This is a genomic window from Pseudomonas sp. MC6, from assembly GCF_054790575.1.
The window spans coordinates 5,841,697-5,868,104 of record NZ_CP186504.1 but is presented as its reverse complement, the minus strand read 5'-3'; the positions used below and the strand labels follow the sequence as shown (position 1 = coordinate 5,868,104).

Genomic DNA, 26,408 nt, shown 5'->3' with positions numbered 1-26,408 from the left:
GTCCTTGCGGACAAAATTTAATCAGATGACTTTCTAACGAGCCATCGCGTGTTCAGTTGCTCACTCCAGTCACCCTTGCCGGGCTTTTGTTCTTCGACGAGCCAACAACCTGATTCGCCCCCCAATCGCTGGCGAATCGTCAATCAAGTTCTACGTATTACTCGGTAACCACACTTGGCGAACCAAGGTTGGCCAGGCGCACGCTGTTCTGCACTTGGGCAATTTCACCCGGCGAGCCGATCGGCCCCAGGCGAACCCGGTGCAGGGTCTGCTGATTGCGCACGATCGAGCTGATGAACACCGGAGCGCTCACCATCCCGCTGAGCTTCGACCTCAGGAGTTCTGCAGCGTCCGGGTTGGCGAACGCGCCCACCTGCAGATACTGGCCAGTTGCTGTTGCAGAAGCGTTTTTTTTTGCACTCATCGGCACAGGGACGGTGTCGGAGGCATGTTGCTGCGGCGGTGGCGTCCATTGCTCGACGGTGCCGGCCGACGCCGTGATCACCGGAGCGCTGTTCTGCGCGACCTGCGGCTCGTTGAGCATCAACGGTGCCGGACGGCCCTTGGCTGCCCAGTATTGCTGCGGATCGATGCCTTCAACCTTGACGCGCGCGGTGCCGGTTTCGGCGTAACCGAGTTTTTTCGCGGCGGCGTAGGACAAGTCGATGATGCGATCGGAATAGAACGGCCCACGGTCGTTGACGCGCAGGATCACTGTGCGGTTGTTGTCCAGGTTGGTTACCCGAACGTAACTTGGCAGTGGCAATGTCTTGTGTGCGGCACTCATGCCGTACAGGTCGTAAACCTCGCCATTGGCGGTGTTCTGACCGTGAAACTTGGTGCCGTACCAGGACGCCGTGCCGGAAGCGACATAGGTCTTGGATTCCTGCAACGGGAAGTAGGTCTTGCCCAGTACAGTGTACGGGTTGGCCTTGTACGGGCCGGTGTGCAGGGTTGGCGTGGCATCCGGGATGCGCGACACATCGACGTCCCACCAAGGCGCGCCGTCTTTGTGCGCGCGATTGATGTCCAGGCCAGGCTGCGCCCGCACGGCGGTATTGGAGGTTTTCGGCGTCGGGGAACGGCTGGTCGTGCAGCTGGCGACCAATACCGCCAACGCAGCGAATGCCACCAGCTTCAGGGGTTTATTGTTAGGCAATGCCCGCATTACTTGACGCCCCGTGCTTGTACCAGCTGTTCAGACAGTTGATGTACGGCCATGGCGTACATCACGCTGCGGTTATAACGCGTGATCGCGTAGAAATTCTTCAGGCCCATCCAGTATTCAGGGCCGTTCTCGCCTTCGAGGCGAAATGCAGTAACCGGCATATCATCGCGCAGCGCATCATGACTTGACCAGCCCAGCGCCCGCAACTCTCCAACCGTTTTCGTCGGTTCGATGCCGGTGGTCAGGCCTTCATCGACCTGCTCGCCACGGACATCGGCGCGACTGACCACAGGTTCACCCGCGACCCAGCCGTGCCGCTTGAAATAGCTCGCTACGCTGCCAATCGCATCATCCGGGTTGTTCCAGATATTGATGTGGCCATCACCGTCGAAATCCACCGCATACGCGCGAAAGCTGCTCGGCATGAACTGCGGCAGGCCCATCGCCCCGGCGTACGAGCCTTTGAGGGTCAGCGGGTCGACCTGTTCTTCGCGCGCCAGCAGCAGGAACTCACGCAGTTCCTTGCGGAAAAATTCGGCACGGGGAGGATAGTCGAAACCGAGCGTCGACAAGGCATCGATCACCCGGTAATTACCGGTATTACGTCCGAAAAAGGTTTCAACACCGATGATCGACACGATGACTTGTGCCGGTACGCCGTATTCCTGCTCGGCACGGGCCAGTGTCGCCTCGTGCTGACGCCAGAAATCCACACCACGGGCGATACGCGCGTCGGTGATGAACATCGGACGGTATTCTTTCCACTGCTTGACGCGCTCTGCAGGTCTGGAAATGGCATCGAGAATCGCCTGTTTGCGCTGAGCCTCGCGGAACACCGCCATCAATTGCTCACCGGCGAAACCGTAGTCGCGGGTCATTTCACCGACGAACTCGGCCACCTGAGGCGAGCCTTCGTATTCGCCGGCCAGCGCTTCCTGCACACCGCCAAGGAGGCCCATCAGGCCTACCACTGGCGCGCATCGAGTCGCCCAGCCACGCATTACTTGCATTGCACTCTTCACCTTATTCAAACCTGTGCGATCCACTTGCGATGGGTATGGATCGACATCAAAACCCCAAACGCTGACAGCAGCGTCACCAGCGAAGTTCCGCCGTAGCTAATGAACGGCAACGGCACCCCTACGACCGGCAACAGGCCACTGACCATACCGATGTTGACGAAAACGTAAACAAAAAACGTCATGGTCAACGCACCGGCGAGCAATTTGCCGAATAGCGTTTGCGCCTGAGCGGTGATCACCAGCCCCCGGCCAATCAACAATAGATAGATCAGCAGCAGCGCGCAGATGCCCACCAGACCGAATTCTTCGCCGAGTACAGCGATGATGAAGTCGGTATGGCTTTCCGGCAGGAAGTCCAGGTGTGACTGGGTGCCGAGCAGCCAGCCCTTGCCGAACACGCCGCCGGAACCGATCGCGGCTTTCGACTGAATGATGTTCCAGCCGGTACCGAGCGGATCGCTTTCCGGGTCGAGGAAGGTCAGGATTCGCTGCTTCTGGTAGTCGTGCATGATGAAAAACCACATCGCCACCGACACCGGAATCGCGGCGGCCAGCACGCTGAGAATCCAGCGCCAGCGCAGCCCGCCCATGAACAAGACGAATGCACCGCCCGCCAGAATCAGCAGCGAAGTGCCCAGATCGGGCTGGCGCACGATCAGCGCGAACGGCACGCCGATCAGCATCAGGCTGATGCCGACATGCTTGAGTTGCGGCGGCAACGTGCGCTTGGACAGATACCAGGCGATGGTCGCCGGCATCAGGATCTTCATGAACTCCGAGGGCTGAAAGCGGATTACCCCGGGGATGTTGATCCAGCGCGTCGCACCCATGGCGTTGTGGCCCATGATGTCCACCACCAACAGCAGCACCACGCCGATCACATAGCCGAGCGGCACCCAACGCGCCATGAAACGCGGCTCGAACTGGGCGATGATGATCATCGAGACCAGACCGATACCGAACGAAGTGGCCTGTTTGGCCAGCAGGTCCCAGCTTTTGCCGCTGGCGGAATACAGCACAAACAGACTGCCGGCGGCGAGGATCAGCAGCAGGATCAACAAGGGACCATCGATATGCAGTCTTTGCAGCAACGTCGCGCGGCGACGCATCACATCCTCACTGGAGAGCATGCGATCAAAGTTATTCATCACGGGCCGTAGCCTCCGCACTGATTGGGCTGGCGTATTCGGCCTTCAAACGTCCGTCCTGATCGAGCAGCCAGGCGTCCATGACCTGACGCACCACTGGCGCCGCGACGCCGGAGCCGGACTCACCGTTCTCGACCATCACCGATACGACGATTTTCGGGTCATCAGCCGGGGCAAAACCTACGAACAAGGCGTGGTCGCGGTGGCGCTCCTGAACCTTGGAGCGGTCGTATTTCTCGCCTTGCTTGATCGCCACGACCTGCGCCGTGCCGGACTTGCCGGCGATGCGATATTGCGCGCCGATCGCCGCTTTGCGCGCAGTACCTCGAGCGCCGTGCATCACCTGCTGCATGCCGTGGTTGACCTTGTTCCAGTCGGACGGATCGCGCAGGACAATGTCCGGCATCGGATTCTCGTCAACCGGTTTCACCCCTTCGAGGGATTTGGCCAGGTGCGGACGATTCCAGATGCCTTTGTTGGCGACCAGCGCCGTGGCCTGAGCCAGTTGCAGCGGAGTTGATTGCATGTAGCCCTGGCCGATCCCGAGGATCAGGGTTTCACCCGGGAACCACGCCTGTTTACGCGTCGCCCGTTTCCATTCGCGGGACGGCATCAGGCCGGGGGATTCTTCGAACATGTCCAGCGAGACCTTCTGGCCGATGCCGAACTTGTTCATGTAGGTGGACAACCGATCGATGCCGAGCTTGTGCGCCAGGTCATAGAAGTAGGTGTCGTTGGACCGCATGATCGCCGTGTCGAGGTCGACGAAGCCGTCACCGGTGCGGTTCCAGTTACGGTATTTGTGATCGTAGTTGGGCAGCATGTAGTAGCCCGGGTCGAACACCCGGCTGGATGCCGTGACCACGCCGGAATCGAGACCGGCAATTGCCACCGCCGGTTTGATCGTCGAGCCTGGCGGGTACAGACCGCGCAGTACACGGTTGAACAATGGCCGGTCGATGGAATCACGCAATTCGGCATACGCCTTGAAGCTGATCCCGGTGACGAACAGGTTCGGGTCGAAACTCGGCTGGCTGACCATCGCCAGCACTTCGCCGGTCTTCGGGTCCAGCGCAACCACCGCACCACGACGCCCGCCGAGGGCAGCCTCGGCCGCTTCCTGCAGTTTGATGTCCAGGCTCAGTACAATGTCCTTGCCGGGAATCGGATCGGTACGCTTGAGCACGCGCAACACACGGCCACGGGCGTTGGTCTCGACTTCTTCGTAACCGACCTGACCGTGCAATTCCGGCTCGTAGAAACGCTCGATGCCGGTTTTGCCGATGTGGTGGGTGCCGCTGTAGTTGACCGGATCGAGGCTCTTCAGCTCTTTCTCGTTGATCCGCCCCATGTAACCGACCGAGTGCGCAAAATGCGCGCCCTGCGGATAGTGACGAACCAGCTGCGCGACCACTTCCACGCCCGGCAGGCGGAACTGGTTGACCGCGATGCGGGCGATCTGCTCTTCGCTCAGCTCGAACAGGATCGGCACCGGCTCGAATGGCCGGCGCCCCTGACGCATGCGCTTCTCGAAAATCACCCGGTCCTCGGGCGTCAGCTCCAGCACTTCGACGATGACGTCGAGCACTTGCTGCCAGTCGCCGGAGCGCTCGCGGGTCATGCTCAGGCTGAAGCTCGGACGGTTGTCCGCCACCACCACGCCATTACGGTCGAAAATCAGCCCGCGCGTCGGCGGAATCGGCTGCACGTGAACGCGGTTGTTTTCCGAGAGCGTCGAGTGGTACTCGTACTGGATCACCTGCAAGTAATACAGCCGCGCGATCAGCACACCGATCAACAGCATGATCGCAATGGCCCCGAACACGACGCGGCTACGCACCAGGCGTGCGTCCTTTTCGTGGTCCTTGATGCGGATCGGCTGAGACATGAGGGCTGGATTACTTGTGGTAAGGGTGACCGGACAACACGGTCCAGGCACGATACAACTGTTCGCCGATCAGGATCCGCACCAGCGGGTGCGGCAACGTCAGCGGCGACAACGACCAGCGCTGGTCGGCACGGGCACAGACTTCCGGCGCCAGCCCTTCCGGGCCACCGACCATGAAATTGACCGTGCGCGAATCCAGCCGCCAACGGTCGAGTTCGACCGCCAGCTTCTCGGTGCTCCAGGGTTTGCCGTGGACTTCCAGCGTGACGATCCGCTCGTTCGGCCCGACCTTGGCCAACATGGCTTCGCCTTCCTGGCGGATGAAACGGGCCACGTCGGCATTCTTGCCACGGGTATTGAGCGGTATTTCCACCAGTTCCAGCGCCAGCTCGGACGGAAGACGCTTGGCATATTCATGCCAGCCTTCTTCCACCCATTTGGGCATGCGTGAACCGACGGCGATCAGGCGCAGTCGCACAGCAATCCCTTACAGCTGGTCTTTGTTGAGCTTGGTGAAATGCTCGTGGGTGTTTTCCGGGCTGTGGTGCTTGGCGTCGGCCGCACGGCTCTGCTCGGCACCGGCCCACAGGCGCTCCAGATCGTAGAACTGACGTGCCGAGGCGGTCATCATGTGCACGATCACCAGGTCAAGGTCGAGCAGCACCCAATCGCTGTCGCCCTTGCCTTCTTCGCCCAGCGGCTTGGCGCCCTGCTTTTTGACTTCTTCGCGAACCTTGTCGAGCATCGCGTTGATCTGGCGGTTGGACGTACCGGTGGCGATGATCATGTAGTCAGTGATGCTCTGCTTGTCGCGAACATCAATGATCTGGATATCTTGTGCCTTGACGTCTTCCAGCGCAGCTACAGCCAGCTTGACCAGCTCGTCGCCCTTCAGCGGCTCATTGGTGTTGACCGGTTCTGGCAGCGGGGCGCTCTTGAACGTGCCTTTGCGCTTAACTTTGCTTACGTCTTTGTTAGTCATATAAAACTCGTTTTGCTCGTATATTCGGCGGCTTGGCGACACGTGGATTCGTATCAGTGAAGCACGCCTTGTTCAGTTCGACGCACGGTACAGACCGTGCGCATCGATGTAGACCAGGACCGCGTCGGGCACCAGGAAACGTACCGACTTACCGCTGGCCAGCAGTTGACGGATCTGGGTGGCGGAAACCGCGAGCGGTGTCTGCCAGACGAATGCAATCTGTCCGCTCGGCCCCTTCAGGGCCAGCGGGTCGCTCACCGAGCGCGCTGCCAGCAGGTTGCGCAAGGCATCCGGCGGTTCGCTGTCGGCGTCCGGGCGCTGTAGCACCAGGATGTGGCAATGCTGGAGCAACTCTTCCCAGCGGTGCCAAGTGGGCAGGCCGCAAAATGCGTCCCAGCCCAAAAGCAGAAAAACCTGGGTCTCGGCGGGCATTTCAGCGCGCATCGACTCCAGGGTATCAATGGTCCAGGACGGCTTGTCCCGCTGCAATTCGCGGGCGTCCACCACCAGTGGCGGCATTCCGGCCACCGCACACTCGACCATCGCCAGCCGATCCTGCGCCGACACCTGCGGTGTACCGCGATGTGGCGGCCGCGCGTTCGGCATCAGACGCAACTCGTCGAGCGCCAGCGCTTCGGCGACTTCCAGCCCACCGCGCAAATGGCCGATGTGCACCGGATCGAACGTACCACCCAGAACGCCAATGCGTTGAGGTCGAACGTCGCTGCCGGCGGGCGCCTTGGTCAGGTCGAGGTCGGTCAAGTCAGACCGTCGCCTGGCCGCGCAACTGGCCATCACCGACCACGATGTACTTCTCGCAGGTCAGTCCTTCGAGCCCTACCGGGCCGCGGGCGTGCAGCTTATCAGTAGAAATGCCGATCTCGGCACCCAATCCGTATTCAAATCCATCGGCGAAGCAGGTCGGGGTGTTGATCATCACCGACGCCGAGTCGACTTCCGCCACAAAGCGCCGGGTGTCGGCGAGGTTTTCGCTGACGATCGAGTCGGTGTGATGGGAGCCGTAATGGTTGATGTGTTCGATGGCTTGATCCAGACCGTCGACCACACGGATCGACAGGATCGGCGCCAGATATTCGGTGCTCCAGTCGTCTTCGCTGGCGGCAACGGCGTCGATGATCGCCCGGGTGCGCTCGCAGCCGCGCAGTTCGACGCCTTTTTCGCGGAACTGCGCCGCCATCGACGGCAGGAAATCTTGCGCAACCGTGTGATCGACCAGCAACGTCTCCATCGCACCGCAGATGCCATAACGATAAGTCTTGGCATTGAAAGCGATGCGCTGGGCTTTCGCCAGATCGGCGTGGGCACTGACGTAAACGTGACAGATGCCGTCCAGATGCTTGATCACTGGCACCCGGGCATCACGGCTGATACGTTCGATCAGGCCACGGCCACCGCGCGGCACGATGACATCGACATACTCGGGCATGGTGATCATCGCGCCAACGGCGGCACGGTCGGTGGTTTCGACCACTTGCACCACGGCGCCGGGCAACTCGGCCTCGGCCAGACCGCGTTGGATGCACGCGGCAATTGCCCGGTTGGAGTGAATCGCTTCGGAGCCACCGCGCAGGATGGTCGCGTTGCCGGACTTCAGGCACAGACTCGCAGCATCGATGGTCACGTTGGGACGGGATTCATAGATGATCCCGATCACGCCCAGCGGCACGCGCATCTTGCCGACCTGAATCCCCGACGGACGGAAGCTCATGTCACGGATCGCACCGACCGGGTCCGGCAGTGCCGCGACCTGACGCAAACCGACGATCATGCCGTCGATGCGCGCCGGGGTCAGCTCCAGACGCTCCAGCAGTGCCGGCTCCAGACCATTGGCGCGACCGGCAGCCAGATCCTGTTCATTGGCTGCAGCAAGCTCGGCACGCGCGGCGTCCAAGGCATTGGCAGCGGCCTGCAGGGCGCGGTTTTTCTGCGCGGTGCTGGCACGGCCGATGACGCGGGAGGCTTCGCGGGCGGCGCGACCCAATCGGGTCATGTAGTCAAGAACGGACTCAGTCATGGTCTGCTGGGGTCTTGGCAAAGAGGAAAGCGGCAGATTATAGCTGTCGCGTCCCGGGACTAACAGCGGTGACGGGCGGATGGTCAAAATGAACGCAGATTCACCAGCGTTCAGGCCCAATTAAGCCGTGCGTTGTTATCATCACGACCTCCTGAGTCTGGATAATCGTTGCCTGCCATGTCCAACCTGACCGTTCGCCACCGCGCCGAACGCCTGCCGCTGGGGCTCCCGGACGCCTTTTTCGACCGAGATGCACAAGTGCTGGCGCAGGATCTGCTCGGCAAAGTGATCCGCCACCGGGTTGGGGATCTGTGGCTGAGCGCGCGAATCATTGAAACCGAAGCCTATTACTGCGCAGAAAAGGGCAGCCACGCGTCCCTCGGCTACACAGAAAAGCGTAAGGCTTTGTTTCTGGATGGCGGGCACATCTATATGTACTACGCCCGTGGCGGTGATTCGCTGAACTTCAGTGCGCAGGGCCCGGGCAATGCGGTATTGATCAAATCCGCCTATCCGTGGGTCGATGAAATCAGCGGGCCGGCGAGTCTGGCGCAGATGTTGTTGAACAACCCTGATGCTCAGGGACGTGCGCGCCCCTCGCAAAAGCTTTGCGCCGGGCAGACCCTGCTGTGCAAGGCGCTGGGGCTGAAAGTACCAGTGTGGGATGCCAAACGTTTCGATCATGAAGTCCTTCTGGTAGAAGACACCGGGCCTGCGCCCTCGCACATCATTCAGACCACCCGCCTGGGTATCCCCCATGGCCGGGACGAACACTTGATGTACCGCTTCGTCGATGCGACTTACGCGCAATGGTGCACGCGGAACCCGCTGCGACGCGGTCAGGTCGAAGGCCGGGATTATTTTCTGCTGTAAACACACGCCCCTGCGGGCTGCCGACGGCTGCGCCTGCCGGGTTAATCAATGATTGGAGTTTTTTGGTATGGGCCCATGGCTCGATAGCGTGACCGGGTGGCTGGCGGCCAATCCACAATGGCTGGCTGCTGCGGTGTTCATTGTTGCTATGGTGGAATGCCTGGCGATTGCCGGCTTGATCGTACCGGGCACGGTGCTGCTGTTTGCCATCGCCGTTCTGGCCGGTAGCGGCGCACTGTCGCTGAGCGAGACCCTGTTGCTGGGGTTTCTAGGCGGGATTCTCGGCGACGCCGTTTCGTATTTCCTCGGCCGCCACTTTCACCAGAACATCCGTCGTCTGCCGGGACTGCGTCATCATCCAGAATGGATGGCTGGCGCCGAGTCGTATTTCCAGCGCTACGGCATCGCCAGCCTGCTGGTCGGTCGCTTTATCGGACCGTTGCGGCCGATGCTGCCCATGGTCGCCGGCATGTGCGACATGCCCTTCCCCCGCTTCGCCGCTGTCAGCCTGCTGGCCGCCGCTGGCTGGAGCCTGGCCTATCTGCTGCCGGGCTGGGCCACCGGCGCGGCCTTCCGGCTGCCATTGCCTGAGGGGTTCTGGCTGCAAGCCGGGATTGTCGCCGGCAGTATTGCGGCAATGGTCGGCCTCAGTGTGAACAGCAGCCTGCGCCGTCACCGCCGCGCAACGATCTGGATCAGCAGCATGAGCCTGTTGATTCTGATCGGGCTGTTCATCGGCTATCCGTATTTGACAGCGCTTGATCAAGGCGTGATGACGCTGGTGCAGGAGCATCGCCAGCCGGTACTGGACGAAGTGGCCGTCACGCTGACGTTGATCGGCGAATTCCGCAACATGCTGATGTTCAGCGCGCTGCTCGTCGCCCTGCTGTTAGTGTGCCGCCAATGGCGCCAAGCGCTGTTCGCGGTGGGCACGCTGTTGGTGACCGCGCTGGCCAACACCGGGACGAAGTATTTCTTCGCTAGGGTGCGCCCGGAAGTGCTGACCGATCCGCTGACCACTTACAGCATGCCCAGCGGCCATGCCTCAGGTTCCTTCGCACTGTTTCTGACCTTGGCCGTACTCGCGGGCCGTGGCCAGCCGCCGCGTATGCGCCTGACCTGGCTGCTGATCGGCTGCATCCCTGCACTGGCCATCGCCTTGTCGCGGGTCTACCTGGGCGCGCACTGGCCGACCGACGTATTGGCTGGTGCCATGCTGGCCAGTTGCGTCTGCGCCGCCAGCCTGTGGCTGAGCCAGCGCTCGACGGCCCTTAATCCCATGCCATTCAAAGTGTGGTGGTTGATTTTGCCGGCCATGGTGGCGATGTTCGGTTTCTTTGTGCTTCGACACTTGCCTCACACGCTGTTGCGCTATGCCTATTAATTAAGCGCTAACAACCCTTAATGTCTCCACGCTGCTCTTTTAGGAAGTTTCCGACGAGAGCAGCGCTATTACCTCACTCCAACTTTCTCTTCCACGGTAACTTTTCCCTAGTTACCCGATGAAAAAACCCCGTTCAATACGCCCTAAAAATCCAAGTTACACATTTAACGCAACGCAAGGTACTCACTGCTTTCACTCATCTGAAAAACCATTAGATTGACTCGCTCACCCTTCAACTTAATGACTGTTCATAAAAACCCTAAGACAGTTTTACAAACTTTCGGGGATTTATTGATCAGTTGATTTCGAGTCAGTCATGAGTCCGAAAATACCGCGTAAACGTCCATATTCCACACTTCAACAATCAGACCCGATCAGCAGCCCCGACACACCGCTCACCACCGGAGCGGCCGCCGGCTATCGACTGTCCGGTTTGCCTGATTACGCAACGCCGCTCCAGCCCGGCAGCGCCCGCACGGGAGCGGATACGCCCCAGACGCCCGCCGTGGTTATCCGCGACATGCCAATGCAAAGCCAGACCATTGCCGCCGGGTCGCTGGACAATTACTGGCTGAACGAAAACTTTTTGCGCGGGATGAAACCGGCGGACGACGACGGCATTCGCTGGATCGTCGGGCGTCGATTCGCCGACGTCGAATGGGAAGGCAGCCTGCACACGACCCATGTCGACCTTGACGCGTCCGGCGTCTACCGCAGCAAACTGCTGACCGAACGCCAGCCTTCCGGCCCGCGTCTGTACAAGAATGAGGGTCGGCCGACCTGGCGCTTGACCGAACAGCCCGTCAAACGACCTCGCCCGGCGCGCCTGCCGACCTACTTTGATAAAAGCCGCTACACCGTCTCGTCACGTTCGCCGGATGCCCAAGGCTATTACGAGTTCACCCCGACGCGCAGTACCAGCCAGTCCGACATCCGGTTTGCGTTCAAGGACAGCTCCGCCAACTGGTTCGAAGTGGATCCCCCCGTCGCAGGATTCGGTGCAGAACCCACGCACTTGAAACACTGGACCGATCAGGAGATTTGGCTGCTGTACGACATTAAAGGTGCGGATATCCCACGGTTCCGCGCCGAGGCACACGCCATCGGCAAAGCGCCGCCCTGGGTCGAATCGGTTTCCAGCGACTCTCCGCCCAAAGAACTCGCGAACAATGCCTTGCGCTGGCTGCATCCGGACATGACCCTGAAACAACGCAAGACATTACTGCAGTCCTACAATTTGCTGCCCAGCCAATTGCTGCGCCTGCAGCAGGAGATGACGAGCGGGCAAGGTTTCCCGCAGTGGGCTCAGGCGCACAAACGCCTGACTGAAGAGGTCAACAATCCCCAGCGCCTCGAGCAGTGGAGCCAGACCGCCGTCGAGGACCTCAACCTCAAACGCGATGCCCGGCATGACTGGTACAGCCCAAAGGCCAGCCTGACGCGCGAGGTGCGTGAAGCACTCCTGAACAGGCTCGGCTATTTACGCAACCAGAACAATTGCCTGTACCGCACAGACATTCCGGCGCTGTTTCGCGGCGATGAACGCACGCCCTTCGAGCTCGCCAAGGACGGTTTCATGCTGCCGCGCTATCACCACAAGCCCGGCGCCACGACGCACAAGCCGATGAGCGCTACCTTCAGTCTCAAAGAAGGAAAGATGTATGCCAGCGCCCCGGATCCTGAGTACTTGCGCTTCAACCGTCAGACCAACAAATACCCCGGACGCGAAAGGCACGAATCGTCCTCGGACAGTGACTCAAATGATGCCAACAACGCCAGTGACACCGACAGCATCGACTCTTCCGATTGGTCTGACCCGGGCACTTCGTTCCCATGGAATTACGAACGAAATTACAGACGCACCCGCGAAAAGCAGAACGAAATGTTTCTGTACGTCCTGGATACACGCCAACTGGAAGTCGTCCCCCACGAAGAAAACATGAGTTTCAATTCAGAGGCCATCAAGACACCCACGACCTGGTTTCCGTCCGATGACTTCGAAGGATTGGTTTCGGTGACCCGCAGCGGTCTGGAGTCAGATCGTATCTGGCTGCTGAACTCCTCCCTTACCAAAGCGGTGCAGATCGACCACCTCCTGGAGCAGGCCGGCGCAAGCGCCAAGCGCATCAAAGCCGCCACCCATGCAGGACACCGCAACAAATTCGAATACGACCAATTGATCGACAAGACCGAGGCCGCAGGCAAGCCCGTGCTCAGGCTGTCGGGCAACGGTAACGAATTTGCCTACGACATCAGCTGGCCAGACGTGCATACGCCGACGACTCAGAACCCGTAAAAAACCGGTACGGACACCGGAATCAACACACCTCATTAAAGGATTAATGACATGTCAAAAATGCTTTCCCCGCCCCTGCAGATGTCCAGCGTCAGCCCCATTCAGGTCACCCCTGTCAGTGCTTCGGACAATGCCCATGCACCTGCGGCCGGCACGCTCAACGCCGCAACGCCGGCCACTGACACTGACACTGACGCCGGCGCGTCCTGGCGGCGCACGCTCAAATCCCTCGACAAACACTTCGGCCCTTTGCGCATCGGCGAGGTGATGACCAGCCGGGTCGAACTCCAGGCCATGGGCGCAACGATCAATGGCCAGCCCATCAGCCCGGCGAATGCCGGTCTGCAACGAGCGGATCAAGCGTTTCTCGACGGGCTCAACTTCGACGCGGACAAGGTGCAGGCGCGCTTGAAATCCGTGGACATTGCCGACAGCGGCGAGGCGGCCATGCTGTTCTATGAAATCGCCTGCAAGCGCTCCGTCGATGCCGCGCCGCTGTTCGTCGCCGACACCGTCATCGATCCCGGCAGCGCCATGGATCGCCTGAATCAATTGGGCAAGGCTGCGCAAAAACTGGATATCCATCGTGTCGACGCACTGGCAAACGCGCCAGGCTGGATCAGCAAAAACAAAAGCTATCTGATGAGCGGCGCCGGCGTGGGCATGCAGGCGTTTGGCATCTACAGCGGTTACAGAGCCATGATTGATGCGATCAAGGCCGGCGAAAAGCTGGAAGCGCTTTTCCAGGGCGGCTCCATCGCCGCCGAATTCGGCTCGTTGATCATCGAGCGAGGGCTGGCCAAGGGCGGTGAATACATGCTCAGAAATGGCGGCAATACGCTGAAGTACTTCCCGCGTACATCCGTCGGCAAATACATGAGCCGGGGCGCCGGAATGTTCGCCAGCGCAATCACTTTGCCCTTTGATATCACCGACGCCGTCAAATCGTTCAATGCCGCCGCTGCGTCGCAGGGAAAAGTAGCTCAGGACCACTATGTCAGCGGCGGCTTGAGCGTAGCGGGAGCGAGCATCAGCCTCGTGCTGGGTGTCGCCGCGCTGGCGGGATTCGGTAGCGTCGCCGGCCCTGTCGGCCTAGTCGCCGCCGGTTTGCTCATCGCCGCCTCGATCATCTATCAAGCCGCCCGGGTGGTGGACGATATCGATGACTACATTGAGCTGACTTTCGAAGAACGCATGCGCTCGGGCTGGTTCGCCTTCACCGGCAAGGAACTGGACAAGGAGGTCATTGATCGCTTCAAACTCTCCAAGGGCTTTGATGATTACCAGAAGCAGCTCGACGTGTCGGCCAAGGACATGCTGCAAGGCGCGTACAAGCACTCCATCGAACACGTGATCAACGGCGCGTTCCAGGTTGAACTCAAGCCGGTGAAACTCTGGCGCTACCGATGGGATGAAAGCGCAGGCGAACAGCCATTCAAACTCGACAGCCAGGCAGCCATTGTCGAGGGCGACGATGTGATCGATGCCGGCAACGGTTTGCCCGCCGGCCTCAAAGGCAAAATATCCGGTAGCGCCGGTGACGACAAAGGCGTGTTCTGGCGCCTGGGCAGCGGCAATGACCGGGTCATCGGTGTCGGCAACAAACCCAACCTGTTCACCTATCGCGACGATCACAAAGCGCTGACCGGGGGTGACAAGAACGATGCGTTTTACCAGGACGTCAGCGAAAAAGAGTTGAACCGCACCGGCAAACCGGCGCACCTCAGCGTGCTCGATGGTGGTGCCGGCTCCGACACACTGGCCTTCGAAGGCAGTCGCCCGATCAGCGATACACGAAACATCGGCCACGACATCAACCTGCACAGCGGCAAACTGGCCCTGCGTGGTCTTGATTCCGCCGTCGATACCGTTGACGTCGCGCAACTCACCTCGATTGAAAACGTTTCGACACTGCGCAGAGGCACCAGCCGGGTAACCGGCAACGCCGAGGCCAACCGGATTACCGCCAACGGTTACGACCGCATCTCCACCGGCGCTGGCGACGACACGATTGCCATCTACGGACTCGACTGTCGGGTGGAGGGCGGCAGTGGCGCGGACCGCTATTACATCGCGAGCAGCAATGCGCGCACGACCCTCGTCGAGGACGGCGAGCAGTCGAGCCTGATCGAATTCGGCTGGCCGGCGGACATCATTCAGCGCTGGCAGATCATCGGCACGTCATTGGTGGTCAGCTCCCTGCGCGGCAAGGACGGTGACGATCCCGAGCATGAGTTGACCGTCGAAAATGTCTATCAGTGGATCGACGGCAAGCGCCAACTGAAGAATGATCAGTTCACGTTCAGAACCCAGGATGGCTTTGAGCTTCTGGCTCAGCTGCCGAGGCAACTGGACGATGCGTCGACTCACACGATCGAACCCGCTGTGACCGTGATTGGCCAGCCCGCCCCCGCCGTACACATCGTCAACGGTGGCACTGTCGAGATTGCGGAAGAAGGTATGAAGCGACATTACGTCTCACGCACGGCTCGTCCGGTGGCGTTTGTTGCGCGGCGCAATACAGCCGAAACATCGCGCTCGGTTTTTCTGGCCTACAACGACGCCGACATTGTCGACGCCCTGCTCACCTATGAAGTGGAGGTGCGCAAAGGTGTCTCGGGCAATACTCATCTGTACTACCGGGACATCAACCTGTCTGTGCTGTTGCCGTCGAAAGTGCTGACCTTCAAAAGTGTCGTTCAACCCCTCTCGGCTGCCACCGGTTACAGCGGCAGAAACAGCCTGAAAGTCACGACGCCACAGCTGATGCAAGACGTGGTGTTGATCATGCAGGATCAGGTTTCGTACCGACTGCAAGTTCCGCAGATGGACTATGAAGACGATGCAAAAAATCCCGGCACTCGCGTGCGCAGCACCCGCAGTTTCCTCAAGCGACGCAATGGCAGTTATCGCTTTGTCAGACCGCTGGCGAGCGTCAAGCCAGCGCTGACTGCACAGCCCAGCCGGATCACCATTGAAGCCGGATCGCATACCGGAATTTATGTGCTTGAGGGCCAGAGTTCGACCTATGACGTGCATCTCGCCAGCAACTCGATCGTTCGTCTTTCGACACCAGGCGCCACGGCAAAAACCGCCGACGCCTCCATCTGGAATCTGTATACCCGCACATTGAAAGAACGGGTCGTGCGCGAAGATATTCAACTGGAGGGCAACCGCCTGCACATCGCCAGCGTGACCATCGAATTGCCCGAGGTCGACGATGACGCCCCGGTGGAATCCATCAGCGTGGTGACGTCGGCAGGCAACGTTTATGAAGTCTCCCTGCTGTTTGAAGTGCTTCAGTTGTACGTCATCGATGCCCGTGGGTATGCCAGTGTCGAAGCGCTGGTGGCCGACATCGATCTGCACCTGCAGCGCAACGAACTGGCGGCGAAAGTTCATGTCACGAACATTGGTTTTGCCCCCGGGAAATCCGGCACGGTGTTTTACAACTCCGTGAGAAAGTACTGGGGCATCGACAGTGACCCTGTGGCGCGACTCAAGCCGCAAGATCTTCAGATCTCGCCCGCCGCCAAAGCCTGAGCGGCCAGACGCCAATAACCGAGCGTCGGTGTGAGTGGAACTCACACCGACGCATGTTCAATTCAGCCAATGGATGGCTGACGAATCCACAGGGAGTGACAGCCGATGCGACAAAAACCGGGCCCACGGCCCAAGTCTCCCCCCGTCGAGTCCTCGACCCGCGCATCGCCGCCGCGAGACCGCTCAACCGACACCCCGCTGCTGCCTGCCCCCGGCGGCGCGCTCTCGCCCGATGTGCCCTCGTCGCCGAAACGACCGCGCCAGGATGAGCCGGGCACGTCCCGATCAATATCCCGGGCAATCGAAGTCAGCACTTCACCGGTTACCGGCACGGACACGCGATTTTTTTCGGCAAGTTCACTTGAGGATTACGCCCATCCGTACTTCGGCGACATGCCAGCGCCGAATGCGGACGGCCTGCGCAGTTACCTCGCCAGGGACTGGGTCGATGTGCAACTCCCCGGCACTGAGGGCAGGCATCACGTGTGTGTCCAATACGATGCGCAACTCAAAACGTACCGAGTCATGTCGTTCAGGGTTTTAGCGCCGGGCCCGCCGGTTTATCGAACGATCCACGACAATCTCTGGAGCCTGGATCGACACCTGACTTATCTCAATGCCGACGATTATTCATTTTCCGCACAAGCCAGTGCCGATGGGCTTCATGAATTTCGTCGCCGGTCCTCGAGCGAAGAATTGCCGACATTGGGTTACGCCTACAAGGATCAAAGCCATCACTGGATCGCCGTCGACCCGACGCGAGCAAGCACTCCGATGCCGCCAGCACTGAAGCTCGCACACTGGACCGATCAGGACATTCAGCAGATGTACATCGTGGATGACGCGCGTCTGGCTGACTTCCGCGAGCAGGCACAAACGTCCGGCCAGCCACCGTCGTGGGCGCTGCGAGCGCAGAACACCGAAGACTACCAACATGTCGCCGAATCACTGAAGTGGCGGCATCCACTGCTGACATTCGCACAGCGCCTGACGTTACTGCGCAGCTATAACCTGAGCAAAGCCCAGTTGCGCCAGCTTCGCACAGAACTGATCAACGGCCAGGTGCCGCAGTGGGCGGAACAACATAAACGGCTCACCCTCGACACGAGCAATGAACAGCGTTTCAAACTGATCGGCGAAGAATTGGAAAACTATGTTCAAGACTTGCGAACCCAAGGGCTGGCGCTCAATCATCATTGGCCTGCCAGCCGCTACAGCGAGGCTTTTTTAGCCGACTATGCGACCCACCTCGGCTACCAGCGAACCCGGCACAACATGCTGTACCGCACCGACATCCCGGCGATGTTCCGAGGCGAAACCCGCATACCGTTCGAATTGGCCCGGGACGGCCGGATGATGTACCGCAAAGGCAATCCCACGGGTACCACGAACAAGCGTGCGTTGAGTGCAACGTTCGGACTGCATGACGCCACCGCCTACGCGGCGACCAAGGGCGGCTTCTATCACGAGCTGCATTACAACTCGCAGGCCAATCGTTTTCCCGGCGTGAATCCGCAGTCGTCCAAAGGACGTAGCGGGGAGTCTTCCGATTCGGGCGGCAGTTCGGTGTCGGAGGGCAAACGAACCGGCGACGAGGCCGACTCCGACAGTTCTTTTGTTTTCGATGATTCGAAAGGCTATGAGTCCAGACGTCGCCAGCAAACGACATCCTTTGTCTACGCCATCGATACCCGAGGCCTGGAAGTGGTGCCGGGGGCGGAGAACAAGGCATTCAATCCCGGCAATGGCAAGTTTCTCTTCGATGATATGGAAGGACATATCTCCACACCTACACGCGGCATCAGCGCCGAGCGGATCTGGCTGGTGCGTTCCGACCTGACGAGCGCTGCCAGAGTCAACGATGTACTGGCGCAAGCGGGTGACCGTGTAGCGTCTATTGAGCAGGCCACCTGGGCGGGAACCGACAGTCGAGCCGCCGGGCACTTTGGCAGTAACGCTTATGACAGCCTGATCGACGAAATCAAAGGTTCAGGCGGCGTGATACTGGATCTGCCCAAAGGCGACACGACGTTCGCTAATGACATCACCTGGCCGGTTGCCGAGCATGACCGGCCTTGAACACAATTCAGCCAAGGGATGGCTGACTCAATCACATGGAGTGACTTTTATGCGCCAGAAACCCGGGCCTCTGCGCCCCTCCCCAACAACTGAAATACCCGGCACATCGACACCCCGCCCTGCGCCCTACGATCGGCCATTCGATCTGGATTCACGTTTGCCTGGCCGCCTCAGAACGGCCAGTTCGAGCGAGTTACCGGGCATGAACACCGACGGTTCTCCCAGCAGCACCGCGAGCGTCGAGCCCAGCATTACGATTACACGGATGCCCGATGCGCAGACGCCTGCGCGTTCGCCAACAACATCGCCTCTGGAACCGTACTTCCAGCATGTCGACGCCTCTTTGCCCCACGAGGCAGACGGACTGAAGACCTACAAAGGGCGACAGTTCGCGGACGTCGCCAACGAAGATGGATCAGCCTCCGGGCTGACGGTGATGGTGGCATTCCACGATTTGATCAAGACCTGGCGGGCCAGGTTGCCCAGTGAGCGGACTCCCTCAGGGCCACCGCTTTATCGAGTGTCCGACAGTAATCTCTGGAGCCTGAAGAAACCCATTGAATACTATGACCCCCGGCAATACGTCCCGTCTCATACCGCCGATGCACAAGGGTACTACTCCGTTCACCAACAGGTGGCGTTGCAGCACTCCGGCCCGTATGGCAATTGGACTGAATTCAAAGTAACGGCCAGAGATGCAGGTTTCGCCTTCACCGATGAAAAAAGACGTTTGATTCGAGTTGATCCCATTGAGGCACGGGGAGACAGCGCCATTCCCTTGAAACTGGCACATTGGAGCGATGGCGATATCTGGAGCGTCTATCGCCTGGAAGGTGCGCAGGCCTTGGCATTTCGAATCGAAGCTGAATCTTCAGGAAAAGCACCCGACTGGGCCACGCGCTACAACGAACCGGATATCCACACCTTTTTGACCGACTCACTGAGATGGTCTTATCCGCAAAAAACCAAAGATGAGCGTTCGCAAATCCTGCGCAGCTACAACTTGAGCATTGCTCAGCAAAACCGCCTGCGACTGGACATGGAGCACGGCCACTTCCCTGAATGGGCCGAACACCACAAACGATTGACTCAGAACACGCTGGATGACAAGCGGTTTGCCCTGATAGCACAAGAACTGGGCCCTTTCAGTCTCAGACTCCGAGAGGAAGGCGAAAGCTATACCTATGACTTGCCTCCCGTCGAACAACGTTATGAGGAAAGCTTCCTGAAAGGCTATCTGGAACATGCCGGCTACCAGCGCAATCAGCATGACTATCTTTACCGAACAGACATCCCGGCCATGTTCCGCGCTGATATGCGAACGCCTTTTGAACTGGCTCGAGACAAACGCTTGGTAAAGTTGAGGGGCAACCCTTCTGACTCCACGACCAAATCGGCTTTCAGCGCGACCTTCGGTGCAGCCAATGGTTTGACCTACATGGGGTTTGATTACTATTCCAACCCTCGGCACTACAACAGCCAGGACCAACCGCTATCCGGGGCATTTCTCTGACAGTGATTCGTCGAGCGGAAACCGACACAGTTCGGCTAACGAATCAGAAACATCGTTTGAAATGGACAACTCGCGCGACTATCCATTGCTCCGACGCAGACAACTGCTTGGCTTCCTTTATGTCATCGACACGCGCGGCATCGAAGTGGTACCCCGGGTGGAAAATATCTACCTGAACGACAGGGATTTTGACGGGGATGTACTGGAGGGTCGAATATCAATGCCGACGCGAGGTATCAGCGCAGAACGGATCTGGCTGGTGAGTTCGGACCTGAGCCGCGCGGCCAGAGTCGAGGATATTTTAGTGCAGGCCGGTGACCGCGCTGAGGCGATCGAGAAAGCCACGTGGGCGGGAACCGATGCGTACGACGCCTACACGCATGGGACCACGCCTTATGACGACTTGATAAATCAGATAGCCCGCTCCGGTGGCGTCGTGTTGACGTTGGCCAAAGGCAAAAACACATTTTCCAACGATGTGACCTGGCCCGTGGCCGAACATTACCGAGCGTGAAAAAGGCGCCATTCATTTTAGTGATGAATGGCGCCTTTTACTGAACAGCGGATTTACGCTACTTGATTACCTTGATCACGAATTTTGCGGGTTTGTTATTGAACGCATTATGCTCCGTCTGATTGGGGTCTTTGTTCAGGAAGGTGCTCATACCGCTGCTTGTATTTCGATATAAAGGCTTGTCATTCGGCTCGCTGTTCAACTCGAGATACGCCGGACCCGGTTCGATATGCCGCAGAGAAGCCTTGCTCACACCATAGGTACTGAATGAAAAGTACTGCACGGGGGCACTGGTGCTGGCCAACAGGTTATGTGTCTTGTCCTCAATGAATAACCGTGCGCCATCGAACGTCCCCGACTGCACAAGGCTGATGGCATATTGGTCGCCCTGAGGGACGAACTTCAACAACAGCGGTTTATCCTCCTCATGGTCGGCCAGCGTTATGAAACTGGAAACCCGCAGATCTGCCAGCCCTACTTCGGCATCCAGTTTTTCGCTCTGGGTTATGCGCAGGTCGCGCAGAACCTGCTGCAGACGTTGTTGATTAAGCACCACGGGGCGGCCATCAAGATAAAGATGCGCCGTGAATGCGTTGCTGTTTATGTTTGCTAAAGACATTAAGTTGCCCACCTGTAAACGCCCTGTCATCACCAGATTGCAACGACAGGCAAAGTTGAAAAAGGGAAATGATCAGACGGCGATAGCGGCGGTTACCGACATCCGCGAAACATCACCGACGGGGACTTTTTCAGATTTTCGTTTACGCCGGGCCAACACCATCCGGTCGGCATACGTTGAGGCAGCTTCAATGACGTGGTCGACGTTATGGTCAGTTTCGGCATGTTTCAAAATATACTTGCCGGCGATGTCATCCCAAAACGCCCGTTCATCTTCATAGACAGTCATGTGTTTATCCTTGTTGTTATTCAAATTGCCCGCGTCCTGCGGGGCAACTTGAAGTTAAGACAAAGACAACAGCAAGACAATGCTGGCAACGTCGGCCAGTTAATTCAAAGTACAACTAGGCAAACAGCTCGCCTTGCAACTCATCAAGCAATGCCTGAATCGCATCCAGCCGCTGTTGTGGGTCGTCGAGTTGCAGCAGATCGACCTTGTCCTCTTCGGCGAATGGCAGCAGATAGGCCAACTGATTGGCCAGCGACTGCTGACCGAGCGCATCCGTGCCCATGTTCAGCGCTTCAACCATCGGATGCTCGGCCAAGGCTTTGAGCAGCGCCACCAGGTCAGCGTCTTCGTCCTGTAGCGGTTGCTCGGGTTCGTCATCCAGCCACTCGACATCGGCGAGGATCAACTGATCGCGCTGCACTTCGGTACGCAACACCTGGAAGCGCCGCCCACCCTGCACGCGAATCCCCAACAAGCCATTGTCCTGCTGCTGGAAATCAGTAATCCGTGCTTCGCAGCCGACCAGCGCGAAACCCTCAGGCGCGACACCGACTTCGTGGCCGTCAAGGATGCACACCACGCCGAAGCCACCACCCTGTTTCATGCAGCGGCCGATCATGTCGAGGTAACGCGCCTCGAAGATCTGCAGATCGAGGTTGCAGCCGGGAAACAGCACTGTGTTCAACGGGAAAAGCGGCAGACTCATAGACATTTCCTTACACCACCATCGACACCGCCAACGGCAGGAACACCGCCGTGGCCACGCCCATCAGACTCATCGCCAGCGCCGCGAAGGCGCCGCACTCATCGTTTTCCTGCATGGCCACCGCCGTGCCGACCGCGTGGGCGGTCATGCCCAGCGCCATGCCTCGCGCTTCGGGACTGTGCACGCCGAGGCGGGTCAGCAGCGCGGGGCCGAAGATCGCGCCGATCACCCCGGTGATCAGCACGAACACCGCCGCCAGCGCCGCAACGCCGCCGATTTGTTCGGCCACCAGCATGGCAATCGGCGAGGTCACCGACTTCGGCGCCATGGTCATCAGAATCATGTGCTCGGCACCGAACCACCAGCCCAGCAGCACGCCCATGCCCGTGGCGACCACCCCGCCTATCACCAGCGTAGTAAAAATCGGCCAGAACAATTGCCGAATACGTCGCAGGTTGAGATACAGCGGTACCGCCAGCGCCACGGTGGCCGGGCCGAGCAGAATGCTCAGGATCTCGGTGCTCTTGCGGTACTCGGCGTAAGTCAGGCCGCAGCCAACCAGCACACCGATCACCAACAACATGGAGACCAGCACCGGTTGCAGAAAGATCCAGCGGGTTTTCTCGAACGCCGCCAGCACCAGTTGATAGGCACCGAGGGTAATGCCGATGCCGAACAGCGGGTGATGAATCACCGAAGCCCACGCCCCTTGCCAGTCGAAAAGCATCAGGACTCCTCCGACGCAGGCGCGTGACGTTTGACCAGGCGCTGCATCAGCACGCCGGCAAAGGCCATCGACAGGATCAACGACAGCACCAGCGCGCCGACAATCGCCCAGAAATCCGCGGCAATGTCGCTCGCATAAACCATCACACCCACCGCCGGCGGCACCAGCAGCAATGGCAGATAACGCAGCAGACTGCCGGCCGCGAGATTCAGCGGCTCGCCGACTTCACCGCGAACAATCAGGAAGACGAGCAACAGCAACAGACCGATGATCGGCCCTGGCAGTATCGGCAACAGCAAATGATTGAGCGCCGTACCGAGCAATTGAAACAGCACCAGCAGGGTCAGGCCACGTAGCAACATCCGACATCTCCGTCTTACTTTCCACTGTGCAAGTCGCCCGCATTATAAGCACGCCTGCGCTATGAATCGGCATTCGCCAAAAGCATGGTCGGTTGACCGGAGCAAATCGCCATGATGATCTACAGTGGTTCGCAGGGAGGTCAAATCCCCCCACCTGAAAAACTATAAAACCGATGAACCCAAGGAGAGTCTCAATGCCCTATGTTCCAGTTGCAGAGCTCAAAGATTATGTCGGCAAGGAACTCGGACGTTCCGAATGGCTCACCATCGATCAGGAACGCATCAACCTGTTCGCCGAAGCCACCGGTGATTATCAGTTCATTCACGTCGACCCGGTCAAAGCCGCTCAGACGCCTTTCGGCAGCACGATTGCCCACGGTTTCCTGTCGTTGTCGCTGATCCCGAAATTGATGGAAGACATCCTGATCCTGCCGCAAGGCGTGAAGATGGTCGTCAACTACGGCCTGGACAGCGTGCGTTTCATCCAGCCGGTCAAGGTCAACTCGAAAGTCCGGCTCAAGGTCGATCTGGGCGAAGTGACCGAGAAAAAGCCTGGCCAGTGGCTGCTCAAAGCCACCGCGACACTGGAGATAGAAGGCTCGGAAAAACCGGCCTATATCGCCGAGCCACTGTCGCTCTGCTTCGTGTAATCGTTCCGGATGCGAAGCAGCGCACGCTGTTTCGCGTCAACACTGGTTTTACCGGCTGCATTAGTTCACATAGCTGCGGCATACTCGGTCGCCTAATTGCCCGGATCCCGCTATGCGCTCAATTGCACGTCTTGCACCCCTTGCCTTGACCCTGATGCTCACCGCTTGCGGCGACGGCGAATCGCTGTTGCCGCCGGATGCGCGCCTGCCCGATGGCGGACGCTATCGCGGTGAACTGGTCGATGGCTTGCTGCAAGGTCAGGGCCGCGTCGACTACCCCAACGGCAGTTGGTATGCCGGGCAGTTCGACAAGGGCCAGTGGCATGGTCAGGGCGAATGGCATGGCAGCAATGGCGAGATCTATCGCGGGCAGTTCCAGCAAGGCCTGTTCGACGGCCAGGGCAGCCTGACCACCAACGCCAGCAGTTACACCGGCGGCTTCAAGCAAGGCCGCCGCGACGGCGAAGGCACCCTGAAAGAAAACGCCATGACCTACCGTGGCGAATTCAAGGCTGACCAGTATTCCGGGCTCGGTCGTCTGGAAATGGACGACGGCAGCTCCTATCAGGGCCAGTTCGCCCACGGCAAACCGAACGGCGAGGGTCAGCGCGGCGACTCCAGCGGTAATTCATTCACCGGGCATTTCGTCAACGGTCAGCTGGAAGGCAACGGTACGTTCAACAGCGCTGACGGCGACATCTATGTCGGCGGCTTCAAGAACAATCAGCTGCACGGCAAAGGCCGTTACGAAAACGCTGACGGCGATGTCTGGCTTGGCCAGTTCAAGGAAGGCGCACTGACCGGCAAGGGCGAGTTGATCGGTGCCGACGGCAGCCACTACATCGGCGCGTTCAGCGACTGGCGCTTCAGCGGGCAGGGCCGTTTGAACCTGTCTGATGGCAGCTTCTACATTGGCGGTTTCGACAACGACAGCTACTCCGGACGCGGCACGCTGGTGCTCACCGATGGCAGCGTCATGAGTGGCACCTGGATCAACGGCCAGCGCGTGCGCGACGCCGACGGCAAGTTGCTGCCCGACACCCTCGAACTCGGTTTGCTCGCTCAGGGTCGCCTGCTCGAAGACGCGTTGGCCGCCATCCCCGCGTCGACCCCGGCGGTCGAGCTGTACACCCTGACCCTCGGTGGCGACGGCAAGCAAAGCGTGTTCCTGCGCGAGTCCGACTACGTTGCCAATATGCTCAACACGCGCTTCGGTGCTTATGGTCAGATCCGTCTGGTCAACCACCGTGACCACCTCGGCGACCGGCCGATGGCCACCCGCGAGAACCTGCGCCGCGCCGCGCAAACCCTCGCCGAACGCAGCGGCCCGGAAGATCTGCTGTTCATCTACCTGACCAGCCACGGCACCGCCGAGCATGAACTGGTGCTCGACCAGCCACGCATGGAGCTGGCCGACCTGCCCGCCGACGAACTCGCCGCCGTGCTCGCCCCGCTGAAAAACCGCGACAAGATCATCGTGATTTCTTCGTGCTACTCCGGCGGGTTCATCCCGGCGCTGAAAGACGAGCGCACGCTGATCATGACCGCCTCGCGCGCAGACCGGGTGTCCTTCGGCTGCTCGGAAGAAGCCAACTTCACCTACTTCGGTGATGCGCTGTTCGCCCAGGCGCTGAACCAGACCGATGATCTGGAGCAAGCCTTCAAACTGGCCAAGGCCAACGTCGCCGAGCGTGAACTGGCGGACAATTTCGAGGCGTCAGAGCCGCAGATCTGGGCGCCGAAAACCGTGCTGGCGCACTGGCAACTGCTGCGCAAACAGCAAGCAAGAAAAGCTTTGCAAAGTGCTGCATTGAACGACGGGGCGATAAAGAGCAACTAAGCTGAACAGTATCAAGGGAGAGACACTATGTACTTGACGCCTCAGCACGTACTGCTTGCCGGAGCCACCGGTTTGACCGGTGAACATCTACTCGACCGTTTGCTCAACGAGCCAACGATTTCGCGCGTGCTCGCCCCTTCGCGTCGCCCCTTGGCGGAACATCCGCACCTGGAAAACCCGGTGGGAGATCCGCAGGCTTTTCTGCCGCAGCTCAGTGGTCGTGTCGATATCGCCTATTGCTGCCTCGGTACCACGATCAAGCAGGCCGGTTCGGAAGCGGCGTTTCGCGCGGTGGATCTGGACATGGTCGTGGCGTTCGCCAAACGCGCGCGGGAAATGGGCGCGCGGCATCTGATTGTGATCAGCGCGATTGGCGCCGATCCGAAATCGTCGGTTTTCTACAATCGGGTCAAAGGCGAAATGGAGCAAGCATTGCGTGCGCAGGACTGGCCGCAACTGACCATTTGCCGGCCATCGCTGTTGCTGGGTGAGCGGACTGAACCGCGTCTGGCCGAGCAACTGGCCGGGCCGTTGTCGAAGCTGATTCCGGGAAAATACCGGGGCATCGAAGCGTGCCAATTGGCACGGGCGATGTGGCGATTGGCGCTGGAAGAGCAGGATGGTGTGCGGGTGATCGAGTCGGATGAACTGCGCAAGCTCGGCAAATAATCTATAGCGCCCGGAAGAAAGCTTTCGCGAGCAGGCTCGCTCCCACATTTGCACCGCGTCCCCCTGTGGGAGCTAGCCTGCTCGCGAATGGAGTGCGCAGCG

The 26,408-nt window shown here is 59.5% G+C and carries 23 protein-coding genes; 10 read left to right on the top strand and 13 right to left on the bottom strand.

The features are described 5' to 3' along the window. Positions 1 to 157: 157 nt before the first annotated feature. The 8 genes from ACOYXE_RS26345 to ACOYXE_RS26310 all read right to left on the bottom strand — a co-directional run bounded on the left by ACOYXE_RS26345 (position 158) and on the right by ACOYXE_RS26310 (position 8,243). Entirely contained in the window at positions 158 to 1,168 is a 1,011-nt protein-coding gene (locus tag ACOYXE_RS26345; RefSeq protein WP_007909599.1) for a septal ring lytic transglycosylase RlpA family protein, read from the bottom strand. Continuing rightward, positions 1,168 to 2,178: a lytic murein transglycosylase B gene (mltB, locus tag ACOYXE_RS26340; protein ID WP_460926855.1), complete on the bottom strand. Its 1,011-nt coding sequence runs from the start codon at positions 2,176 to 2,178 to the stop codon at positions 1,168 to 1,170. The genes ACOYXE_RS26345 and mltB overlap by 1 nt, the downstream gene beginning before the upstream one ends. Positions 2,179 to 2,195: 17 nt before the next feature. Beyond that, positions 2,196 to 3,299, bottom strand: a complete 1,104-nt coding sequence (rodA, locus tag ACOYXE_RS26335) for a rod shape-determining protein RodA (protein ID WP_049802149.1) — start codon at positions 3,297 to 3,299, stop codon at positions 2,196 to 2,198. 31 nt (positions 3,300 to 3,330) lie between these two features. After that, a complete protein-coding gene (gene mrdA, locus ACOYXE_RS26330; RefSeq protein WP_077574667.1) occupies positions 3,331 to 5,226 on the bottom strand; it encodes a penicillin-binding protein 2 in 1,896 nt (631 codons plus the stop codon). Between the two features lie 10 nt (positions 5,227 to 5,236). Then, positions 5,237 to 5,704, bottom strand: coding sequence for a 23S rRNA (pseudouridine(1915)-N(3))-methyltransferase RlmH (gene rlmH, locus ACOYXE_RS26325; protein ID WP_160059544.1), 468 nt, complete (start codon positions 5,702 to 5,704; stop codon positions 5,237 to 5,239). Between the two features lie 9 nt (positions 5,705 to 5,713). Further along, the gene (gene rsfS / locus ACOYXE_RS26320; protein ID WP_160059545.1) at positions 5,714 to 6,208 is read right to left on the bottom strand and encodes a ribosome silencing factor; all 495 of its coding nucleotides are present in this window, start codon (positions 6,206 to 6,208) and stop codon (positions 5,714 to 5,716) included. 72 nt (positions 6,209 to 6,280) lie between these two features. Further along, positions 6,281 to 7,003: a nicotinate-nucleotide adenylyltransferase gene (gene nadD / locus ACOYXE_RS26315; RefSeq protein WP_460926854.1), complete on the bottom strand. Its 723-nt coding sequence runs from the start codon at positions 7,001 to 7,003 to the stop codon at positions 6,281 to 6,283. After that, a complete protein-coding gene (locus tag ACOYXE_RS26310) occupies positions 6,972 to 8,243 on the bottom strand; it encodes a glutamate-5-semialdehyde dehydrogenase (RefSeq protein ID WP_460926853.1) in 1,272 nt (423 codons plus the stop codon). The genes nadD and ACOYXE_RS26310 overlap by 32 nt, the downstream gene beginning before the upstream one ends. Positions 8,244 to 8,420: 177 nt before the next feature. Here ACOYXE_RS26310 and ACOYXE_RS26305 point away from each other — a divergent pair, with 177 nt between their 5' ends. The 7 genes from ACOYXE_RS26305 (at position 8,421) to ACOYXE_RS26275 (ending at position 20,445) form a co-directional block, all read left to right on the top strand. Then, positions 8,421 to 9,116, top strand: coding sequence for a DNA-3-methyladenine glycosylase (locus ACOYXE_RS26305; protein WP_405122811.1), 696 nt, complete (start codon positions 8,421 to 8,423; stop codon positions 9,114 to 9,116). Between the two features lie 67 nt (positions 9,117 to 9,183). Next, entirely contained in the window at positions 9,184 to 10,500 is a 1,317-nt protein-coding gene (locus ACOYXE_RS26300) for a bifunctional DedA family/phosphatase PAP2 family protein (protein WP_160059549.1), read from the top strand. 316 nt (positions 10,501 to 10,816) lie between these two features. Next, complete coding sequence (locus ACOYXE_RS26295; RefSeq protein ID WP_460926852.1) at positions 10,817 to 12,796, top strand: hypothetical protein; 1,980 nt, start codon at positions 10,817 to 10,819, stop codon at positions 12,794 to 12,796. A gap of 51 nt (positions 12,797 to 12,847) precedes the next feature. Then, complete coding sequence (locus tag ACOYXE_RS26290) at positions 12,848 to 16,339, top strand: calcium-binding protein (protein ID WP_460926851.1); 3,492 nt, start codon at positions 12,848 to 12,850, stop codon at positions 16,337 to 16,339. A gap of 450 nt (positions 16,340 to 16,789) precedes the next feature. Continuing rightward, entirely contained in the window at positions 16,790 to 18,418 is a 1,629-nt protein-coding gene (locus tag ACOYXE_RS26285; protein WP_460926850.1) for a hypothetical protein, read from the top strand. A gap of 202 nt (positions 18,419 to 18,620) precedes the next feature. Continuing rightward, positions 18,621 to 19,931: a hypothetical protein gene (locus tag ACOYXE_RS26280; RefSeq protein WP_460926849.1), complete on the top strand. Its 1,311-nt coding sequence runs from the start codon at positions 18,621 to 18,623 to the stop codon at positions 19,929 to 19,931. Between the two features lie 61 nt (positions 19,932 to 19,992). After that, complete coding sequence (locus ACOYXE_RS26275; protein ID WP_460926848.1) at positions 19,993 to 20,445, top strand: hypothetical protein; 453 nt, start codon at positions 19,993 to 19,995, stop codon at positions 20,443 to 20,445. Between the two features lie 58 nt (positions 20,446 to 20,503). On the opposite strand, the gene ACOYXE_RS26270 is transcribed toward ACOYXE_RS26275, so the two are convergent. The 5 genes from ACOYXE_RS26270 to ACOYXE_RS26250 form a co-directional block, all read right to left on the bottom strand. Further along, entirely contained in the window at positions 20,504 to 21,064 is a 561-nt protein-coding gene (locus ACOYXE_RS26270) for a hypothetical protein (RefSeq protein ID WP_160059554.1), read from the bottom strand. 72 nt (positions 21,065 to 21,136) lie between these two features. Further along, positions 21,137 to 21,352 (bottom strand): hypothetical protein, encoded by a 216-nt coding sequence (locus ACOYXE_RS26265; RefSeq protein WP_160059555.1) that lies wholly within the window; start codon positions 21,350 to 21,352, stop codon positions 21,137 to 21,139. Between the two features lie 115 nt (positions 21,353 to 21,467). Next, positions 21,468 to 22,058: an LON peptidase substrate-binding domain-containing protein gene (locus ACOYXE_RS26260; protein ID WP_160059556.1), complete on the bottom strand. Its 591-nt coding sequence runs from the start codon at positions 22,056 to 22,058 to the stop codon at positions 21,468 to 21,470. 10 nt (positions 22,059 to 22,068) lie between these two features. Further along, on the bottom strand, positions 22,069 to 22,785 hold the full coding sequence (locus ACOYXE_RS26255; protein ID WP_077574679.1) for an LrgB family protein: 717 nt from the start codon (positions 22,783 to 22,785) through the stop codon (positions 22,069 to 22,071). After that, positions 22,785 to 23,147, bottom strand: coding sequence for a CidA/LrgA family protein (locus tag ACOYXE_RS26250; protein ID WP_160059557.1), 363 nt, complete (start codon positions 23,145 to 23,147; stop codon positions 22,785 to 22,787). The genes ACOYXE_RS26255 and ACOYXE_RS26250 overlap by 1 nt, the downstream gene beginning before the upstream one ends. Before the next feature lie 194 nt (positions 23,148 to 23,341). On the opposite strand from ACOYXE_RS26250, the gene ACOYXE_RS26245 reads away from it, so the two are divergent. The 3 genes from ACOYXE_RS26245 to ACOYXE_RS26235 all read left to right on the top strand — a co-directional run bounded on the left by ACOYXE_RS26245 (position 23,342) and on the right by ACOYXE_RS26235 (position 26,306). Beyond that, a complete protein-coding gene (locus ACOYXE_RS26245) occupies positions 23,342 to 23,797 on the top strand; it encodes a MaoC family dehydratase (RefSeq protein WP_064390755.1) in 456 nt (151 codons plus the stop codon). A gap of 112 nt (positions 23,798 to 23,909) precedes the next feature. After that, positions 23,910 to 25,637 carry a C13 family peptidase gene (locus ACOYXE_RS26240; protein ID WP_160059558.1) on the top strand — a complete coding sequence of 576 codons (1,728 nt, stop codon included), beginning with the start codon at positions 23,910 to 23,912 and terminating at the stop codon, positions 25,635 to 25,637. A 27-nt stretch (positions 25,638 to 25,664) separates the two neighbouring features. Beyond that, positions 25,665 to 26,306, top strand: coding sequence for an oxidoreductase (locus ACOYXE_RS26235; protein WP_034153753.1), 642 nt, complete (start codon positions 25,665 to 25,667; stop codon positions 26,304 to 26,306). Positions 26,307 to 26,408: the final 102 nt, after the last annotated feature.

Bases quoted from the DNA above. Each gene is read 5' to 3' on its own strand.
- ACOYXE_RS26345 (WP_007909599.1), bottom strand. From the start codon at position 1,168: ATGCGGGCATTGCCTAACAATAAACCCCTGAAGCTGGTGGCATTCGCT.
- mltB (WP_460926855.1), bottom strand. From the start codon at position 2,178: ATGCAAGTAATGCGTGGCTGGGCGACTCGATGCGCGCCAGTGGTAGGC.
- rodA (WP_049802149.1), bottom strand. From the start codon at position 3,299: ATGCGTCGCCGCGCGACGTTGCTGCAAAGACTGCATATCGATGGTCCC.
- mrdA (WP_077574667.1), bottom strand. From the start codon at position 5,226: ATGTCTCAGCCGATCCGCATCAAGGACCACGAAAAGGACGCACGCCTG.
- rsfS (WP_160059545.1), bottom strand. From the start codon at position 6,208: ATGACTAACAAAGACGTAAGCAAAGTTAAGCGCAAAGGCACGTTCAAG.
- nadD (WP_460926854.1), bottom strand. From the start codon at position 7,003: ATGGCCAGTTGCGCGGCCAGGCGACGGTCTGACTTGACCGACCTCGAC.
- ACOYXE_RS26310 (WP_460926853.1), bottom strand. From the start codon at position 8,243: ATGACTGAGTCCGTTCTTGACTACATGACCCGATTGGGTCGCGCCGCC.
- ACOYXE_RS26305 (WP_405122811.1), top strand. From the start codon at position 8,421: ATGTCCAACCTGACCGTTCGCCACCGCGCCGAACGCCTGCCGCTGGGG.
- ACOYXE_RS26300 (WP_160059549.1), top strand. From the start codon at position 9,184: ATGGGCCCATGGCTCGATAGCGTGACCGGGTGGCTGGCGGCCAATCCA.
- ACOYXE_RS26295 (WP_460926852.1), top strand. From the start codon at position 10,817: ATGAGTCCGAAAATACCGCGTAAACGTCCATATTCCACACTTCAACAA.
- ACOYXE_RS26290 (WP_460926851.1), top strand. From the start codon at position 12,848: ATGTCAAAAATGCTTTCCCCGCCCCTGCAGATGTCCAGCGTCAGCCCC.
- ACOYXE_RS26280 (WP_460926849.1), top strand. From the start codon at position 18,621: ATGAACACCGACGGTTCTCCCAGCAGCACCGCGAGCGTCGAGCCCAGC.
- ACOYXE_RS26275 (WP_460926848.1), top strand. From the start codon at position 19,993: ATGGACAACTCGCGCGACTATCCATTGCTCCGACGCAGACAACTGCTT.
- ACOYXE_RS26270 (WP_160059554.1), bottom strand. From the start codon at position 21,064: ATGTCTTTAGCAAACATAAACAGCAACGCATTCACGGCGCATCTTTAT.
- ACOYXE_RS26265 (WP_160059555.1), bottom strand. From the start codon at position 21,352: ATGACTGTCTATGAAGATGAACGGGCGTTTTGGGATGACATCGCCGGC.
- ACOYXE_RS26260 (WP_160059556.1), bottom strand. From the start codon at position 22,058: ATGAGTCTGCCGCTTTTCCCGTTGAACACAGTGCTGTTTCCCGGCTGC.
- ACOYXE_RS26255 (WP_077574679.1), bottom strand. From the start codon at position 22,785: ATGCTTTTCGACTGGCAAGGGGCGTGGGCTTCGGTGATTCATCACCCG.
- ACOYXE_RS26250 (WP_160059557.1), bottom strand. From the start codon at position 23,147: ATGTTGCTACGTGGCCTGACCCTGCTGGTGCTGTTTCAATTGCTCGGT.
- ACOYXE_RS26245 (WP_064390755.1), top strand. From the start codon at position 23,342: ATGCCCTATGTTCCAGTTGCAGAGCTCAAAGATTATGTCGGCAAGGAA.
- ACOYXE_RS26240 (WP_160059558.1), top strand. From the start codon at position 23,910: ATGCGCTCAATTGCACGTCTTGCACCCCTTGCCTTGACCCTGATGCTC.
- ACOYXE_RS26235 (WP_034153753.1), top strand. From the start codon at position 25,665: ATGTACTTGACGCCTCAGCACGTACTGCTTGCCGGAGCCACCGGTTTG.